Below are 16914 nucleotides of genomic sequence, written 5' to 3' on the forward strand. Positions count from 1 at the left end.
CCGGGCCCGGGCCACCCGTCCGGGTGAGGATGAACCCCGGCCGGGCGGGTAACCGCCTCCGCGACCGGGGCGGCGGGCGGAGCAGATGGTGCGGCGGGTGCAGCAACGATTGCGCGGACGCGTGGTGCCGGCGACCGCCGTCGCTGCCGCACTGGCCGCCCAGGTGGTGCCGGCGGTGACGGTGCTGCCCGGGGTACGGCTGCGGTTCTTTCCCCGGCTGAGCGGACGCGGCTCGCCGGGTCACGTCGCGCTCACCTTCGACGACGGCCCCGATCCGGCCTCCACCCCGCTCTTCGTCGAGACCCTGGCCGCGCACCGGACCCGGGCGACCTTCTTCCTACTGGGGTCGATGCTGGCCCGCGCGCCGGAACTCGGGCTGGATCTCGTCGCCGCCGGGCACGAGGTCGCGGTGCACGGCTGGACACACCAGAACCTGCTGCTCCAGGGCCCGCACGCCACCTACCGCGACCTGGCCCGGACCCGCGAGCTGATCGGGGCGGTGACCGGTCGGGTACCCCGGTTCTTCCGCCCGCCGTACGGGGTGTTCAGCACCGCCGCCCTGGTCGCCGCCCGCCGGCTGGATCTGACCCCGGTGCTCTGGACCTGCTGGGGGCGGGACTGGAGCCGGTCGGCGACCCGGTCCTCGGTACTCGAGGCACTGCGCGACGGCCTGGCCGGCGGCGGTACGGTGCTGCTGCACGACTCCGACTGCACCTCGGCGCCGGGTGCCTGGCGGTCAAGTCTCGCCGCCCTGCCCGCCCTGCTGGAGGAGTGCAGGCGCCAGGGTTGGCAGGTCGGCCCGCTCGGCGAACACGGCTGATGTCGAGGTGACCGGTGTCGGACCCTCAGCCCACCCGGTCGGTCAACTCACCGGGCACCGACCCGACCCGGCTGCCGGGCACGGCCACCGATGCCGACCCGGCGGTGCCGGCCGGCGGCCGTGACCCGAGCGGGTGCCGGACCCGGGCCACCATGCCGACGTGTGCCCGCCGGGCGGCCTGGAGCGCGGCGAACAGCCCGTACGCCCCGCGACCCACCAGCCGGTGCTTCAGCCCGGCCGCACCGCCCGGCGGCTGGTAGCCCGCGGGCGGCAGGTGTGCCCGGTAGCGGGTGACGATCTCGGCGAAGAACTCCCGGCGGCGCTCGGGCGGCACCCGCCGGGGATGGCTGAGCACCTGCAACAGGTGCCAGATCATCCGCTGGAAGATCAGGTGACGCAGCTCGGCCGGTACCGCCGGGTCGGCGTCCAGACCGGCGAGCACCCGGTCCCAGTGCGCGAAGACATCGAAGTGCCGCTCGCTGACAGTCGCGGTGATCGCACCCTCCGGACGCTGCCGGTACGCGTAACAGCACCGGTCCAGCAGGGCGATCCGCCGCGCGGCGAGCAGCAGCGGAAAGCTGAACGAGACGTCCTCGTACCAGCCGGGGCCGAAGGTCAGGCCCAGGTCGAGGAGGAACCTGCGTTGGATCACCTTGTTGCAGGTGATGTGTAGCACCGACAGCAGAGCGGGCCGCTGCTGGAGGGTGAACGTCTCCGGCACCGGGCCGCCGGCACCGACCTGGGAGAGCGACAGGTGCCGGGTCCCGCCGTTCGGGTAGTACCGGGTGTACGCGGTGACCAGCAGGTCGGGCCGGGTCCGGGTCAGCCGCTCGGCGACGGCGGCGAGGCTTCCCTCGGGCAGCCAGTCGTCGCCGTCGACGAACCACACGTACTCGCCGGTGGCCCGGGACAGGCCGGTGTTGCGGGCCGCCCCGAGCCCCTGGTTCTGGTCGAGGGTGACCACCACCAGCCGGGGGTCGCGTTCGGCGTACCGGGCCAGGACCGCCGCGCTGCCGTCGCGGGAACCGTCGTCGACCGCCACCAGTTCGAGGTCGCGAAAGGACGCGTCGAGGATGGAGTCCAGGCAGTCGGCCAGGTATTCCCGCACCTGGTAGACCGGGACTATCACGCTGAGCAGGGTCACCGTGGAAACCTCCGAGGGAGGACGGAGACCGAATAGTAGCGCCCAGTAATCGCCTGTCTGGCGTTGCGTAACTACCGAGTGACCAAATTGTGATTTGTCACTTCGATCAGCACCTGTCCGGATCTAGAGCCCTGCCACCCAGTTCCACAGGTCGACGACCCACTCCGTCTGGCGCAGGTAGGCCACCCCGACCCCGACCAGGAAGATCCCGGTGACCAGGTGCGCGCCCCGGGCGCTGCGCCGGATCCGGCCGAGCTGACGCTCCCAGAAGACCCGACCGACCAGCCGGGCCAGCGCGAAGAGGCCGACCGCGACGAAGAGGGTCAGCACGAAGGTGACCACCGGACTGGTCAGATCCCCCCGGGCCGAGATCGCCCAGATCCCCCAGCAGACGAAGGCGAAGAGGCCACCCAGCATGCTCCAGTGCCGTCCGATGCGCAGCTGCCGCCAGTGGTAACCCGGCGGAAGCTGCTGCCGCTCCGGCTCCACCATCGGCCAGCCGGTACCGGTCGGCTCATGCGGCGCCTCCGGCTCCTTACGCTGCCGGGGCACCCCGACCTGCGCCACACCCCGCCGGAAGCCCTCGGAGCCCGGCGGCATCCCCGGACCCTCCGCACCGGGCGGCATCTCCACGGTCCGCTCGGCCCACGGCTGCGTCTGGTCTGCCATCTGTCCCTGTCCTCCCCATCGGCCCGGGCCCGGAACCCGCTCCTCGGGTCCGGAACCCGCTCCAGTTCCGAGGGTAGCCAGCCGGCAAACACCTCGCCGAGCCAGCATCGATCGGCTAGACATGGACGATGACCCCCACGACCCCCGGTTCGGAACCCCGGATCGAGGTCGGCGCCGCAGCCGACTGGGCCGCCATCGTCACACTGCTCGGCACCGCCTTCCACGCCGACCCGGCCGCGGCGCAGGAGGAGGCGGAGGCCGGTGAGGCGATCACCGAACCGGAACGGTCGCTGCTGGTCCGCGCCGGGGACGCCGTGGTGGCACACGCGGCGGCGTTCACCCGGGAGTTGACCGTGCCGGGCGCTGTCGTACCGGCGGCGCACGTGACCAGGGTCGCCGTGGCGGCCACCCATCGCCGGCAAGGGCTGCTCGGCCGGCTGATGCGGCGGCAGTTGCGGGACGTGCTGGCCGCCGGCCGGGAGCCGATCGCCGTGCTCTGGGCCAGCGAGGGGCAGATCTATCCCCGGTTCGGCTACGGAGACGCGGCGCAGCGGTGGCGGCTCGACGTGCAGAGCAGCGGGCTCCGCCCGGTCGACCCGGACGGTACCGGTGCGGCGATCACCCTCCGCACCGGTGCTCCGGTGGCACTGCGCCCCACGCTCGCCGCCCTCTGGGACCGGCTCCGCCCCGACCGGCCGGGCTGGTCCAGCCGAAACAACCCCTGGTGGCAGTACCTGCTGACCGACGCCGCCAGCCAACGCTCCGGCACGACGGGCCGGCAGGCCGTACTCGCCGAGACGCCGGACGGTCCGGTCGGGTACGCCCTGTGGCGGATCCGGCCCGGCTGGGACGACCGTGGGCCGCAGGGACAGGTACTCCTCGACGAGCTGGTGGCCGCCGATCCGGCCGCGTACGCGGCACTGTGGCGGTTCCTGCTCGGCATCGACCTGACCCGGAGCGTGCACTACGGCTACGCGGCGGTCGACGAGCCGGTACAGCACCTGGTCGACGAGGTACGCCAACTCGGTGCCCGGCTCGACCACGGGCTCTGGGTCCGGATCGTGGACCTGCCGTCGGCGCTGTCGGCCCGCAGGTACGTCGTCGACGTCGACGTCGTACTCGAGGTCACCGACCCGCTCCTGCCGGAGAACGCGGGACGGTGGCGGCTGACCGCCGGCCCCGGCGCCGCACGGTGTACCCGGACCGACGCACCTGCCGAACTCGCCTGCGACGTACGCGACCTCGCCGCCGCCTATCTCGGCGGCCCGACCCTGGCCGCGCTGGCCGGTGCCGGGCTGGTCCGGGAGCTCCGCCCCGACGTCCTGGCCCGGACCTCCGCCGCGTTCGGCTGGCACCGGGCACCCGCCGGCCCGGGTAGCTTCTGAACCGGGACCGGCACGCCACCGACCGGTAGGGTCGGCACCGTGGCCGAGCCGATCGCGGGGTGGCTTGACCGAGCGGATCGCGGAAGTGGCATGGCCGAACCGATCGCGGAGGTGGCATGACCGAGCCGGAACGTCGACGGCGGAGGCTGCGGCACGATCCGTCGAGTGGCAGCGGCGGCCCGTCCGAACAGGGGCGGCGCGGCGGTGACCCGGGCACCGGACCGGGAGCCGGGGACGACCGGGACGCGGAACGTGGCCTGCGCGGGCTGATCGGCTCGGGCGCCTCCCAGGTGAGTGTCACGGCGGCGATGCGGGCCCGGGACGCGGCCCGGCCGACCGAGGCCGACCTCGCGGAGGCGGCCGAACGTCTGGTGCTGGTCCGGCGCAACTGGGTGCCCCGGGACGAACTGCCGCGCGGCGGGCGCGCAGCGCCCGCCACCGACCAGCGGGGCGGGCGGCCCGTCGGCTAGGACGCCGGCAGTGCCGGCAGCGCGCCTGAGCTCTCGTACTCGGCGACCTGTGCGATCCGGCGTGCGTGCCGGTCGTTGCCGGAGAACGGCGTACTCAGGAACGCCTCCACGATCGCCGTCGCCTCGTCCAGGGTGTGCTGGCGGGCGCCGATCGCGACCACGTTCGCGTCGTTGTGTTCCCGGGCGAGCTGGGCGGTCTCGACGTTCCAGGCGAGCGCGGCGCGTACCCCGGCCACCTTGTTGGCGGCGATCTGCTCGCCGTTGCCCGAGCCGCCGATCACCACGCCCAGGCTGCCCGGGTCGGCCACCACCCGGGCGCCGCAGTGCAGGCAGAACACCGGATAGTCGTCGTCCGGGTCGAAGAGGAACGGCCCCACGTCCACCAGTTCGTAGCCCTGCTTGGCCAGGTGGTTGGCCAGGTGCACCTTCAGTTCGTAACCGGCATGGTCGGATCCCAGATAGACGCGCATACCGCGCAGTCTGTCAGCCCGTCGCCGTCACCCGCCGGCAGGCACGGCGACAGCCGGACAGATCACAGCCCTCCCCCGCCCGGGCCGCGTCCGAGGTCAGTCCCGGGAGGACTCCGGGGTGTCCCGGCCCAGCTCGGCCAGGACCAGGCCGGCCCGGGCCTTCGGGGTGAACCAGGTGCTCTTCCGGGGCATCTTCTGCCGGGCCAGGTTGACCGCGACGAAGTCCTGCACGGTCACCGGGGCGATCAGGATCGCCAGTTCCGCCCGGCCCGCGTCGACCTCGCCGACCAGCCACCGCGCCGGGTAGTCGCCGCCGACGTACGTGATCCGCTTGTCGCCGGGGTCGAGCCCGAGCGCGTCCCGCAGCAGCACGCGCTCGACGAGCGCATGGTCCAGGTTCTCCACTCCCCCGCCCGGACCCGAGGGCAGGGTGATCGCGTAGGTCCTGCCGGCCGCATAGAGCTGGATCGTGCCGCCGGAGTCGGGTACCGCCGCCGGACCCGCGACCTGCTCGACCCGGGAGCCTGCCGCGCGCAGCCGGTCGAGCAACTCGTCGGGGGTGCTGGTCAGCTCGCTGACCAGCCGGTTGTACGGCTGGATCGCCACCGAGGCGGGGGTGGTGACCACCGCGAGGAACCGGGGCAGTTCGCCGATCTGCGCGGCCAGGCTGCGGTGGTTGCCGTCCGCGACGACCAGCTCCCCGGCACCGGCCAGCGCCAGGAGTTCGTCCTGGCGGGGTCCGGGCCCCTGCAACCAGATGGCGTGGGTCCGCCCCGCCTGGTCGGTGTCGGTCGCGGCGGGCGGACCGGCCGCGTCGGTCGCCTCGGCCAGCGCCCGGTGCAGCGCCTCGCCGGCATTGGGCCGCGCACCGCCGTCGCCGCTCGCACCACCGCCGTCACCCGTACCGGCGGCGCCGGTGGTCGCGCCGCCGTCGGTGGTGGCGGCGCCGGCCCGGTTGCCGGTCTGGAGTAGCAGTACCGGCGAGAGGAGATGGCCGGTCGCCTCGGCCAGCGCCACCCGCTCCCGCACCTTGGCGATGAAGACGTCCTCGTTGCGGATCACCAGTCCGGGTTCGTCCGCACTTGTGGAAATCTGGTCGGTGTCGACCATGGCGAACATCCCGTAACCGGGCTCCTCGCCCGGCGCGCTGATCCGGTAGAGCACCACCACCTGCTCGGCCGGGGTGTAGCTGCCGTCGGCCCGGGCCTGCGCCAACCGGGCGACCGCGTCAGGCAGCGCCTCGGTGAAGGACCGCCCGACGCTCTCCGGGGCGCGGTGCGGCATCTCGATCGCGAGTGCGCTGGCTGGGTTGTCCCGGATGATCGCCGTGATCTCGGCGTCGTCGGCGAACTCGTCGTAGTTCTGGGCGCCGGTGCCGCCAGTGGTGACCCAGGCACGGCTGATCGGATGCACGACCGTCATGTGCCGGAACGCTACCGGCGGCGCCGGACCCGGCGTACGGATACCCCGGCCGTTTCCACCCCGTGGGCGGCCCGGACCGGCGCCGGTACCGGTCGAACCGCCCACGTCGGCCCGCTCAGTCGAAACTCGGCGCCTCGGTACGGGTGCGCTTCAGCTCGTAGAAGCCCGGAGTACCGGCGACCAGCAGTACGCCGTCCCAGAGCCGCCCGGCCGCCTCGCCCTTCGGGGCCGGCGTGATCACCGGGCCGAAGAAGGCGACGGTCTCCCCCGGCACCGGGCCGGGAGCGTGGATCACCGGGGTGCCGACGTCCTGGCCGACCGGCTTCATTCCGGCGTCGTGGCTGGCCCGCAGCGCCTCGTCGTACTCGGTGGAGTCGGCGGCCTCGGCCAGCGCCGGGTCCAGCCCGGCGTCGGCCAGCGCCGCCCGGTACAGCTCCGGGCCCCGCTCCTCCTTGGCCAGGTGGATCCGGTTGCCGAGTGCGGTGTAGAGCTTGGCGACCGCCTCGGAGCCGTGCCGCTGTTCCACGGCGACGCAGATCCGCACCGGGCCCCAGGCGGTCTTCAGCCCCTCCCGGTACTGCTCGGGCAGATCGTCCCGGCCCGAGTTGAGCACCGCGAGGCTCATCACCCGGAACCGGATGTCGACGGCACGGACCTTCTCGACCTCCAGCAGCCAGCGGGAGGTGATCCAGGCCCAGGGGCAGATCGGATCGAAGAACATGTCAACTGACGCGCGCTCGGACACGGCGCGACTCCCTTCGTCATCGGGGCAGGCCGGGATCGGCGACACCGTTACAGATCTTCACCCGTGAGGGCCGCCACCGACAGCGGGATGAGACCGTGACATGGAGCACCAGTGCCAATCCCGCCGGCATGAAACACTCGACGTCGGGCCGTGGGGATGGCTCGGTGCTGTCGACGCTGACAGCCAGCGGGAAGACCGGATGGAGATTCACGTGCCAGGAGTGCGTAACCTGACCCAGGTCGAGGCGACCGACCGGAGTCGTCTGCTCGACGTCACCGGCTATGACATCCGCCTGGACCTGTCGTCCGCCGGACAGGGCGCGGACGCCCGCACCTTCCGTTCGACGACCGAGGTCCGGTTCCGCTGCACGGAGCCGGGGGCCAGCACCTTCATCGAGGTGGCCGCCGATTCGGTACGGGCCGCGACGCTGAACGGCAGCCCGGTCGACCTCTCCGGCTGGTCGGCCGAGGACGGCCTCACCCTGACCGGCCTGGCCGCCGAGAACACCCTGGTCGTCGACGCCGACTTCCTCTACTCGTCAAGCGGTCAGGGGCTGCACCGCAGCGTCGACCCGGTGGACGGCGAGACCTATCTCTACAGCCAGTTCGAGACCGCCGACGCGCAGCGGGTCTTCGCCTGCTTCGACCAGCCGGACCTGAAGAGCGTCTTCACCTGGCACGCGACCGTGCCGGCGCACTGGCGGGTCATCTCCAACATGCCGGTCAGCGGCGAGGAGCCGGCCGACGCCGACACCAGGACCGTCCACTTCGCCGAGTCGGTCCGGATGAGCACCTACATCACCGCGCTCTGCGCCGGCCCCTACCACGAGGTGCGGTACACCCACGACGGTCTCGACCTCGGCTACTTCTGCCGGGCCAGCATGGCGCCGCACCTCGACGCCGACGACCTGCACCTGATCACCACCCAGGGCTTCGACTTCTTCCACGAGCAGTTCGGCGTCCGCTACCCACTGCCCAAGTACGACCAGGTGTGGGTGCCGGACTTCAACGCCGGCGCGATGGAGAACTTCGGCTGCGTCACGCACGCCGAGGCGCACTACCTGTTCCGGTCCCAGGAGACCGACTTCGAGTACGAGCAGCGGGCCAACACGATCCTGCACGAGCTGGCCCACATGTGGTTCGGTGACCTGGTCACCATGCGCTGGTGGAACGACCTGTGGCTCAACGAGTCGTTTGCCGAGTGGGCCAGCCACTGGGCCAACACCAACGCCACCCGGTTCTCCGACGCCTGGACGACGTTCCTCTCCGTCCGCAAGAACTGGGGCTACCGGCAGGACCAGCTCTCCTCCACCCACCCGGTCTACTGCGAGATGCCGGACCTGGAGGCCGTCGAGGTCAACTTCGACGGCATCACGTACGCCAAGGGCGCCAGCGTGCTCAAGCAGCTCGTCGCGTACGTCGGGGAGGAGCCGTTCCTGCAGGGCCTGCGCAGCTACTTCGGCAAGCACGCCTGGAGCAACGCCACCTTCGACGACCTGCTCACCGAGCTGGAGGCGGCCTCCGGCCGGGAACTGCGCAAGTTCGCCGCCGAGTGGCTGGAGACCTCGCAGGTCAACACGCTCCGCCCGGAGGTGTCGATCGGCCCCGACGGGACGTACGAGTCGGTGGTGGTCCGGCAGGAGGCACCGAGCGAGCACCCGACGCTGCGTACCCACCGGATCGGCGTCGGCCTCTACGACCTGCGGGACGGCCGGCTGGTCCGGCGGGACCGGATCGAGGTCGACGTGGCCGGCGAGCGTACCGAGCTGCCGCAGCTCAGCGGCGTGGCGGCGCCGGACGTGCTGCTGCTCAACGACGACGACCTGACCTACGCCAAGCTGCGGCTGGACGAGCGGTCGATGGCGACGGTGGTGGGGCACATCGCCGCGTTCGAGTCGTCGCTGGCCCGGGGCCTGTGCTGGGCCGCCGCCTGGGACATGGTCCGGGACGCCGAGCTCGCCGCCCGGGACTACGTGGCGCTGGCCCTGGCCGGGCTGCCCGCCGAGACCGACATCAACCTGGTCACGGCGACGCTGCGGCAGGTTGCCGCCACGCTCACCTCGTACGCCGCGCCGGAGTGGGCGCCGACCGGCTGGGCGGATCTCGCCCGTACCGCGCTGACCGCGCTGCGCGCCGCCGAACCGGGTAGCGGCCTGCAACTGGCCTGGGCCCGGACCTACGCCTCGGCGGCCCGCAGTGACGAGGAGCTGGCCGTGCTCCGGGGGTGGCTGGACGGTGCCGGGGTGCCGCAGGGGCTGACCATCGACACCGAGCTGCGCTGGAGCGTACTGCGTGCCCTGGTCGCGGGTGACGCGGCCGGAGCCGCCGAGATCGACGCCGAGCTGGCGGCGGACCGGACCTCCAGCGGTGAGCGGGAGGCCGCGCTCGCGCACGCGCTGCTGCCCACCGCCGAGAACAAGGAGACGGTGTGGCGCACCCTGACCGGGGACGAGGCGCTGCCGAACTGGCGGCACCGGGCGCTGCTGCAGGGCTTCCAGCACCCGGCGCAGGTCGAGCTGACCGCACCGTACGCCGAGCGGTTCTTCCAGGTCGTCGGCCAGATGTGGAAGAACCGCGACAGTGAGCCGGCGCAGGAGTTCGTGATGCTGGCCTACCCGGCGTACCAGATCACCGAGGAGACCATCCGGATGACCGACGCCTGGCTGGCCGAGTCGGGGCATCCGGCGCCGCTGCGCCGGCTGGTCGCCGAGGGCCGGGACGGTGTGGTGCGGGCGCTCAAGGCCCGGGCGAAGGACGCCGCCTCACCGTCCTGACCGCACCACCGAAACTGACCGCCGCCGGGCGCCGGATTCCTCTCCGGCGCCCGGCGCCGTCGTCAGCCAAGAACCATCCGGGTACTGATCGGCGCGGCGGACCCGCGTCAGCCGTGCGACTTCGCCAGGTTGACGAAGCCGCGCCACGCCTCCGGCCCGAAGGCCAGCGTGCCGCCGTCCCGATCCTTGCTGTCCCGGACGAGTACCCGGCCAGGAAGATTGTCAGCAACCTCAACGCAGTTGCCAGAGGCAGCGTTGCTGCGAGTGGAGGTTCGCCAGCGCGGTTCAGGTGTAGTCATTGATCAACCTTAGGATCACGTCTCGGGATTGATCGACCGACAGGGCCAGAGCGTCGATCGCCTCCCATGCTAGTTCCAGCTCGCCCGACAGAGACAGCATTGCCCACTCCCCATCCGAACACTCCTACCCAGGCGATCAGTGCGAGGCCGGCATCGCCTACTGGTAAAACGATTGCCCTCCGGCAGATCCAATAGATGTGACCGCACGCCGGATCCCGAATCCTTGCGGAAGCGGTTGGGTCGTTCCTGCAGCGCCCGGAGAGTTCAGTCAACCGTCCTATGTCGCGACGGAGGACGAGCGGAACTATTGGGCAGACGGGGTGGGGGCTGTCACCGCGTCGAGCGGGATCATCGAGCTGAACATCCAGGGCAAGACAGGCGCTCAGGTGACACTCCTTGGCATGGAGATAAGCGTCACCCAAAAAACGAAGCCATCATCGGGTACGCACGTCTCGATGGCCTGCGGCGGTGACAATGTCTATCGGTGGGTTAACGTCTTGCTGGACCACACCCCACCGCGCTTAAGCACGGAGGTCGAGCCCGATTGGGCCGAAGATGTTCCGCCGCATGAACGCAAGCCAATACGCTTCCCGTACAGGGTCTCAATCGACGACGCCGAGACTTTTCTCGTCTACAGCAGCACCGGGACGTGTGATTGCACTTGGGAGATTCTTCTCCGCTGGTCGTCCCAGGGAAAGACGGGGGTATACAAGGTTTCCAAGACTGCCGATGGCCGACCACTGCGAACAACCAGCGCGGCCGGTGCCACACTTAGCTGCACAAAATCGCTCGACTCCTTCGCCTGCGAGTAAGGCCCTCTTCTGCCGCATACCGCGCTGTAGGCAGCGTGATGCCCGGGTGCTGCAGGCGCACGCCCGACGGTCGGCGGGATTTCAGGACGGCAGGATGAGACGGGGCCGTGGAAGTGCTCTGGTGTGGTCTGGCTCATCCGCCGCGCCGTACGAAGCCTGCCACCGAGGCCGGCAGTTCGTCCTGCGCCATGTCCTCGCAGCCGGGACGGGCGAAGTCGAACAGAAGCACGACGCGGTCGCTGGTGCTGTAGTTCCACGCCTCATGCGTGACGGTGTCGTCGAAGACGAAGGTTTCGCCTTCGCGCCACTGTCGGGTCTCGTCGCCCACTCGCAGCGCGCAGTCGTCCGGCACGACGAGTCCGAGATGTGCGCGGTAGACGGTGGTGACCCATCCCTGATGTGGCTTGATGTGGGTGCCAGGAGCCATCCGAGAGAATCCGGCGGTCGTCAGGTGAGGGACGCTCCTTAACGCGGAGGCGGTGGCCGGGCATGCTTCGAGCGCGTCCTCAATCCGTTCTCCGAAAGCGACAAGTCCGTAGACACTCCAGCCCTGTCCGTACATCTCGCGTTGTACCCACGGCTGGTAGGTCTCCTGCGGGAGAGCACGGCATTCATCCCGGATGGCCCCCCACCGTGCCCGAAGGTCGGCCAGGAAGGGAAACCGCCGCTGGTCCACAACATGCTTGTACCTCCAGCGGTAGACGCACGCTCATGCCGCTGATCGGGCGGCACAGCGGAGCTGTAGCGCTCCGGCGGCCAGGTTCTCGCGGCCACCCTGCTTTTGGTCGATGGCGCAGACGACCCGGGGCCGGGTCGCCCCCGTCGGGGCGACCACGGAGCGTCTCCGGCCGTTAGGCTTCGGGATGGAGGTGGATTCGATGGCCCAACCGCGCTACGAGTGGCATCCGCCCGAGCAGGGGTGGACCGAGGACGATCTGCGCACCCTGCCTGCGGACGGGCACCGCTACGAGATCATCGACGGGAGCCTCCACGTGACCCCTCCGGCGGACTTCCAGCATCACGAGCTGGCCGACGAGATCCGCGCCGCCCTACGCGCCGCCACCCCACCGAAGTGGCGGGTGATCCGCGAGATCGGCCTGCGGGTACCGGGAGGCAACGCCATCCCGGACGTCACGGTACTGCGACCGAGTGCACCGCAGGACGCGATGTGGGCTGACCCGGAGGACGTGGCGCTGGTGGTCGAGGTGGAGTCGCCGAGCAGTCGGCGGCACGACCGGTTCACCAAGTTGGGCCTGTACGCCGAGGCCGGCATCGAGTCGTACTGGCGGATCGAACGGGCTGAGCAGGGCCCGATCGCCCACCTCTACCTACGCGCCCCCGCCGGCCACTACGAGCTGCTCAGCTCCGTCCCGTCGACCGGTACGAAGCTGGTCGAGGTGCCGTTCCCGGTGCGGGTCGCCCCCGGCACCTGGCTGTACTGACCGGCAGTCGAGCCGACCGGCCGGCCGCCGGGCGGGGCGGACGAGCGGGGTGTCAGTCGGCGGCGCGGCCGGCCCGGCTGGCGAGCTGGTCGAGCCCGCTGACGATGCCGCCGGTCAGGTCGCCACCACCGAAGGAGGCCACCATGGAGAGCGCGGCCAGCTTGGCATCCCGGTCCGGGATCCGCTTGCGCGCCTCGGAGCCGGTGACGATCTCCAGCACCCGCTGGTTGGGCGAGAGCGCGACAAGTACGGCACGGGCCGGGTCGACCAGGTCCATGAGCAGCCGCTGCGCGTGCTCGCGTACCGGCTCGGTCAGCGGACCGACGTAGACGGTGAAGACCAGGCCGGTCGACTCGTCGGCGATCCGCAGCGCCTCGTCGATCCGGAGGAGCTGGCGGGTGGTGAACGGCCCGTCGAGCACGTCCGGCCGGGTGGTGGCGCTCGGTCCGACCTCGGCCTCGGGCCGCTCGGCCGTCGCCACGCTCTTACCAGCGGTCACTTGCGCCCCCTGTCACGCCGGCGCGCTTCGGCGCGCTGATGGTCTCGACCTCGCCACTGCTCAGGGCCCGGGCCTCGGCGCCGGCCGGCAGCGCGTTGCGGGCGGACTCGGTCAGGTGCTCGGGCGAGGAGAGGAACCAGACCGGAGTGAACTCGAAGGGCCGCCCCGGGCGGTAACGCCGGGCGTTACGGCCGCTCTTGCCGGCCCGGGCCAGCACGGTGATCACCAGCACCGCGGCGGCCGGGATGGCAACGAAGACCAGCAACGTGTCGGAAACAGACAACCTCAACGCCCCCAGGCGAAAACGGGATCATCGTGCCCGGTCGGCGCAGGTGGCGAAGGTGTCCACCCGACCGAGCCGGTCGCCGTTCACGGTATCGGAAACCGCCGCCCAGCAGATCTCGGGGTGCCGATCCGGGCCGGGCGGCGCTCGGGTCAGCCCTCGTCGACGAGCCGGGCAAGCGCCTCGGCCGCCCGCCAGCAGTCGTGGTACGTCGAGTAGAGCGGTACCGGGGCGAGCCGGATCACGTCCGGTTCGCGGTCGTCGACGAGCACCCCGTACTCCTTGGAGAGCCGTCTGGTCAGTGCGGCGGCCCCGCCCCGGCCGATCCGGACGGAGAGCTGGCAGCCGCGCCGGGCCGGATCGCGCGGGGTGAGCACGGTCAGCGGCCGACCCGGGGTGATCTGGTCCAGCAGGCCCTCCAGATAGCCGGTCAACCGCTCGCTGCGGGCCCGCAGCGCGGGCATCCCGACCTGCTCGAAGATGGCCAGGGCGCTGCGCATCGGCGCCATCGCCAGTACCGGCGGATTGGAGATCAGCCACGCCTCCACGGTGGCCGGTGGCCGGGAGACCGGTGCCATCTCGAACCGGGTCGCCTCGTCAGTGCCCCACCAGCCCTCGAACCGGTCGATCGCCGGGTCGCCGAGGTGCCGTTCGTGCACGAACGCCCCGGCCAGCGCCCCCGGCCCGGAGTTCAGGTATTTGTAGGTGCACCAGGCGGCGAAGTCCACGTCCCAGTCGTGCAGCGCCAGCGGTACGTTGCCGACCGCGTGCGCGAGGTCCCAGCCGACCAGGGCGCCGGCCCGGTGCCCGGCCCGGGTGATCTCCGGGATGTCCATCAGCTCGCCGGTCAGGTAGTTGACCCCGCCGAGCAGCACCAGCGCGACCCGCTGCCCCTCCCGGTCGAGGTAGTCGACCACGTCCTCGGTGCGCAGCACCTCCTCGCCGGGGCGGGGGCGCAGCCGGACGACCGCCTCGTCCGGATCCAGCCCGTGGTGCCGGGCCTGGCTGCGCACGGCGTAACTGTCGGAGGGGAAGGCGCCGTCCTCGATCAGGATCCGGTCACGACCGGCGGTCGGCCGGTAGAACGAGACCATCAGCAGGTGCAGGTTGACCGTCAGCGAGTTCATCACCACGGTCTCGGCCGGCAGCGCGCCGACCAGCGCCGCGCTCGGCCCGGTGAGCGAGCGGTACGACGGCACCCACGGCCGGTCGCCGGAGAAGTGCCCCGAGACCCCGAGCCTGGCCCAGGTCTCCAACTCGGCTTCGAGGTCGGCCCGGGCGGCCCGGGGTTGCAACCCGAGCGAGTTGCCGACCAGGTAGGCGGACTCGGGGTACCGGCCGCCCTCGGCCGGGGGCACGTGGAAGAGATGCCGATGACCGCTGTCGGTCTCGTCGCGGCGCCGGGCCGCCTCCTCCTGCTCGGGGGTGGTCATCCGCTCGTCACTCCTCGATTCGCTCGCCTTCGGCACGGAACGCTAGCCGCCCGCCCTACATGTCGGTCCGGGCGGCCCACAGCTCGGGGAAGACCTCCCGGGCCATGCTCCGGCGCAGCCAGGCCGCGCCGGCCGACCCGCCGGTGCCGACCTTGGCGCCCATGGTCCGGCGTACGGCCTTGAGGTGCTGGTGGCGCCAGTCGTCGAACTGCTCGGCGATCTCCACCAGGGTCTCGCCGAGTTGCCGCAGTTGGTTGTCGGGTCCGGTGTCGGCGTAGATCCGCACCCAGGCGGCGGTCAGCTCGGCGCTCGGCTCGGCGTCGCCGGAGAAGTCCCGGTGCAGCAGCGTTTCCGGCAGCGCGAAGCCCCGGCGGGCCAGCAGGGCTGTCACCTCGTCCCAGAGGCTCGGCGACCGGAGCGTCTCGACCAGTTCGGCGTAGACCTCCGGGTGCCGGTGGAAGGGTCGGACCAGGCTGGCGGTCTTCAGCCCGAGCAGGAACTCCAACTGCCGGTACATCGCGGACTGGAATCCGGAGCCCTCGCCGAGCAGGTTGCGGAACCGGTTGAAGTCCGCCGGGGTCATCCAGCGCAGTCCCCGCCAGGCCGCGTTCAGCCCCTCCAGGTGCAGCGCCGCCCGGTGCAGCGGGGCGAGCGCGCCCCACAGGTCGTCGGCGCGCAGCCGCTGCCGCGCCTCGCGCAGTTCGAAGCAGGTCAGCCCGAAGTACAGCTCCATGATCTGGCTGACCATCAGGAACGACATCTCGCCCGGGTCCTGGCTCAGCGGCTGCTGGAGGCGATGCAGGGTGCTCGCGTGCACGTACTCGTCGTACGGCGTCCGGCCGGCCGGTTCCAGGGTCGGCTCGCCACCGTTGGCCGCCGCCCGGGCGGCCCGCTGTGCGGCGTTGCGCGGGCGTACCCGGGGTCGACCGGGTCGCCGCTGGCGCTGGGTGCTCTCCACCGTTGCCTCCGTTCCGTAACGCGGTACCGTCATGATCTCCCTGGTCGGGCACCTGACGGAATGCCGAACCAACGGCGCCATCAGCCTGGATTCGATGGTTCTGTGGTTCGGTGCCGAAATGGCTTAACGTTCGAAAGGTCGATCCGAGCTTCACGAGTACGTTACGGAGAGTGAGTGAGTGGTGGACGCGATGGACTGGGCACTGCTGCGGGAACTCCAGGCCGACGCCCGGCTCTCGTTCAGCGAACTCTCCCGCCGGGTGCACCTCTCCCCGCCGGCCGTCGCCGAACGGGTCCGCCGGCTGGAGGAGTCCGGTGTGGTGACCGGCTACCACGCACACGTCGACCTGACCCGGGCCGGCCGGAACGTGGTGGCGATGATCCGGATGTCCTGTTACGGGGCGCACTGCATCCTCCGCGACCCGGAGGTGCCGGGCTGGCCGGAAATCCTGGAGATCCACCGGATCACCGGTGACGCCTGCTCGATGCTGAAGGTCGCCGCCGAGTCGATCGAGGCGTTCGAGCAGGTCATCGACCGTCTCGCCCCGTACGGGCAGCCGTCGAGCACGATGGTGCTCTCCAGCCCGCTGGCCTGGCACCCGGTACTGCCGATCCCACCCACCCCAGGCAGCTGAGCGGGGCGGTCCCGGAGCGTGTGTGCGCCGGACCGGTGGGAACACGTCCCACGACGACGGTCGCGCACCCGACCCGTGCGGCGATGCGACGGGTGCCCGGCCGAGGGGATGCACCGCCGGGGAGGACGTCATGCTCACTGCCAAGGTCGTCGGCCGTACGATCGCCGCCGGTGTCACAGTCGCCACGCTGGTACCCGGGCCGCTGCTCGGGAACGCGGGCGCGGTACGGGCCGGACCGAACACCTTCGTCGAGGTGACCCCGAACACCGCACAGGCGGGCACCCGGGTCAACATCCGGGCGAGCTGCGACGGTGCGAACAACCAGCAGGCAACGGTGCACTCGGACGCCTTCGGCCGGGTGATCGTACGCCCCGACAACGGTTTCCTCACCGGCTCGGTGACGATCCCGGGCAGCAAGGCTCCGGGGGCGTACGCGGTCAACCTGGCCTGCCAGCAGAACGGCAACAACGCCACCACCACGCTGACCGTGGTGAACATGAGTCAGGGCAGCCAGGGGCCGGCAACCGGTGGCGGCGGTACGGCCGGCGGCATGGGCGGGACGATGATGATCGCCGGTGGCCTCGGCATCGTCGTACTCGCGGTCGGGTTCGGCATGGCCAGCCGGCGCCGGCGTACCGAACCGAGTAGCTGACCCG

General features: G+C 71.4%; 17 protein-coding genes and 1 pseudogene. 7 read left to right on the forward strand and 11 right to left on the reverse strand.

The window, feature by feature from the left end:
• Positions 1–97 precede the first annotated feature (97 nt).
• Positions 98–820, forward strand: a complete 723-nt coding sequence (locus CLT71_RS14985; protein ID WP_486483270.1) for a polysaccharide deacetylase family protein — start codon at positions 98–100, stop codon at positions 818–820.
• Between the two features lie 25 nt (positions 821–845).
• Here the strand turns inward: CLT71_RS14985 and CLT71_RS14990 are convergent, their stop codons facing one another.
• Both CLT71_RS14990 and CLT71_RS14995 read right to left on the reverse strand, forming a co-directional pair.
• Entirely contained in the window at positions 846–1964 is a 1119-nt protein-coding gene (locus tag CLT71_RS14990) for a glycosyltransferase family 2 protein (protein ID WP_158242242.1), read from the reverse strand.
• A gap of 123 nt (positions 1965–2087) precedes the next feature.
• Complete coding sequence (locus CLT71_RS14995; RefSeq protein ID WP_101367652.1) at positions 2088–2633, reverse strand: hypothetical protein; 546 nt, start codon at positions 2631–2633, stop codon at positions 2088–2090.
• A 128-nt stretch (positions 2634–2761) separates the two neighbouring features.
• Between CLT71_RS14995 and CLT71_RS15000 the strand changes: the two genes are divergently transcribed.
• Complete coding sequence (locus CLT71_RS15000) at positions 2762–4018, forward strand: GNAT family N-acetyltransferase (RefSeq protein ID WP_101367653.1); 1257 nt, start codon at positions 2762–2764, stop codon at positions 4016–4018.
• Positions 4019–4134: 116 nt separating this feature from the next.
• Positions 4135–4488, forward strand: a complete 354-nt coding sequence (locus CLT71_RS15005) for a hypothetical protein (RefSeq protein WP_101367654.1) — start codon at positions 4135–4137, stop codon at positions 4486–4488.
• Here the strand turns inward: CLT71_RS15005 and CLT71_RS15010 are convergent.
• From CLT71_RS15010 to CLT71_RS15020, 3 genes and pseudogenes are all read right to left on the reverse strand, one after another.
• Positions 4485–4958 (reverse strand): ribose-5-phosphate isomerase, encoded by a 474-nt coding sequence (locus tag CLT71_RS15010; protein WP_101367655.1) that lies wholly within the window; start codon positions 4956–4958, stop codon positions 4485–4487. The genes CLT71_RS15005 and CLT71_RS15010 overlap by 4 nt on opposite strands.
• Before the next feature lie 470 nt (positions 4959–5428).
• Positions 5429–6380, reverse strand: a pseudogene (locus CLT71_RS15015) (DUF1015 family protein); the annotation flags it as partial.
• Between the two features lie 115 nt (positions 6381–6495).
• The gene (locus CLT71_RS15020; RefSeq protein WP_101367656.1) at positions 6496–7125 is read right to left on the reverse strand and encodes a DsbA family protein; all 630 of its coding nucleotides are present in this window, start codon (positions 7123–7125) and stop codon (positions 6496–6498) included.
• A 220-nt stretch (positions 7126–7345) separates the two neighbouring features.
• Between CLT71_RS15020 and pepN the strand changes: the two genes are divergently transcribed.
• Positions 7346–9898, forward strand: a complete 2553-nt coding sequence (gene pepN, locus CLT71_RS15025; protein WP_101367657.1) for an aminopeptidase N — start codon at positions 7346–7348, stop codon at positions 9896–9898.
• A 107-nt stretch (positions 9899–10005) separates the two neighbouring features.
• Here the strand turns inward: pepN and CLT71_RS15030 are convergent, their stop codons facing one another.
• Both CLT71_RS15030 and CLT71_RS15035 read right to left on the reverse strand, forming a co-directional pair.
• Positions 10006–10197 carry a DUF397 domain-containing protein gene (locus CLT71_RS15030; protein ID WP_101367658.1) on the reverse strand — a complete coding sequence of 64 codons (192 nt, stop codon included), beginning with the start codon at positions 10195–10197 and terminating at the stop codon, positions 10006–10008.
• Positions 10198–11142: 945 nt separating this feature from the next.
• Entirely contained in the window at positions 11143–11685 is a 543-nt protein-coding gene (locus tag CLT71_RS15035; protein WP_101367659.1) for an aspartyl/asparaginyl beta-hydroxylase domain-containing protein, read from the reverse strand.
• Positions 11686–11887: 202 nt separating this feature from the next.
• Between CLT71_RS15035 and CLT71_RS15040 the strand changes: the two genes are divergently transcribed.
• Positions 11888–12451: a Uma2 family endonuclease gene (locus CLT71_RS15040; RefSeq protein WP_101371463.1), complete on the forward strand. Its 564-nt coding sequence runs from the start codon at positions 11888–11890 to the stop codon at positions 12449–12451.
• Between the two features lie 52 nt (positions 12452–12503).
• On the opposite strand, the gene CLT71_RS15045 is transcribed toward CLT71_RS15040, so the two are convergent.
• The 4 genes from CLT71_RS15045 to CLT71_RS15060 form a co-directional block, all read right to left on the reverse strand.
• Positions 12504–12932, reverse strand: a complete 429-nt coding sequence (locus CLT71_RS15045; RefSeq protein WP_486483682.1) for a DUF5130 family protein — start codon at positions 12930–12932, stop codon at positions 12504–12506.
• A 4-nt stretch (positions 12933–12936) separates the two neighbouring features.
• On the reverse strand, positions 12937–13239 hold the full coding sequence (gene ctaJ / locus CLT71_RS15050; protein WP_486483271.1) for an aa3-type cytochrome oxidase subunit CtaJ: 303 nt from the start codon (positions 13237–13239) through the stop codon (positions 12937–12939).
• Between the two features lie 146 nt (positions 13240–13385).
• Positions 13386–14666 carry a kynureninase gene (kynU, locus tag CLT71_RS15055; RefSeq protein WP_101367662.1) on the reverse strand — a complete coding sequence of 427 codons (1281 nt, stop codon included), beginning with the start codon at positions 14664–14666 and terminating at the stop codon, positions 13386–13388.
• Positions 14667–14721: 55 nt separating this feature from the next.
• A complete protein-coding gene (locus CLT71_RS15060; protein ID WP_486483272.1) occupies positions 14722–15624 on the reverse strand; it encodes a tryptophan 2,3-dioxygenase in 903 nt (300 codons plus the stop codon).
• 181 nt (positions 15625–15805) lie between these two features.
• On the opposite strand from CLT71_RS15060, the gene CLT71_RS15065 reads away from it, so the two are divergent.
• Together CLT71_RS15065 and CLT71_RS15070 are read left to right on the forward strand one after the other, a co-directional pair.
• Entirely contained in the window at positions 15806–16258 is a 453-nt protein-coding gene (locus CLT71_RS15065; RefSeq protein WP_101371464.1) for an Lrp/AsnC family transcriptional regulator, read from the forward strand.
• 130 nt (positions 16259–16388) lie between these two features.
• The gene (locus CLT71_RS15070; protein WP_486483273.1) at positions 16389–16910 is read left to right on the forward strand and encodes a hypothetical protein; all 522 of its coding nucleotides are present in this window, start codon (positions 16389–16391) and stop codon (positions 16908–16910) included.
• The last annotated feature ends 4 nt before the right edge of the window (positions 16911–16914 follow it).

The organism is Plantactinospora sp. CNZ320, from assembly GCF_002846275.1.